Source organism: Cobetia sp. SIMBA_158 (genome assembly GCF_046566945.1).
Classification (GTDB): Bacteria; Pseudomonadota; Gammaproteobacteria; order Pseudomonadales; family Halomonadaceae; genus Cobetia; species Cobetia amphilecti.
Genome location: NZ_JAWJYL010000269.1, coordinates 1 through 278, shown reverse-complemented (window position 1 = coordinate 278; position 278 = coordinate 1). Strand labels below are relative to the sequence as shown.

The 278-nt window shown below is 41.7% G+C and carries 1 protein-coding gene; it reads right to left on the bottom strand.

The window, feature by feature from the left end; translation table 11 throughout:
• A partial coding sequence (locus R2R70_RS19920; protein ID WP_410978888.1) for a hypothetical protein occupies positions 1-278 on the bottom strand: 278 nt, incomplete at both ends.

Sequence of the window (278 nt, the reverse complement as noted above, 5' to 3'; positions counted from 1 at the left end):
CGTGCGCCTAGTTGTTGTAAGTTCCATAATTGCACTGATGTACGGCCATGTTCGCGGCTGTTTTGCTCAGTAATATTTATACCTTCAACAAAAAACGAAAGCTGTTCGCTGTAGTTGTACGCAACGTTAAAGTCGATTTGATAATACTCTTCAGTAAAACCAGGTTCGTTAACGTAACGCGCTGCACTATTTAAAAACTTATCCCGCCAGTTATAGGCAACACGGGCTTGAAAGTCATCGTTTTCGTACATGGCAATAAAGTTGGCTGTATCGCTTAG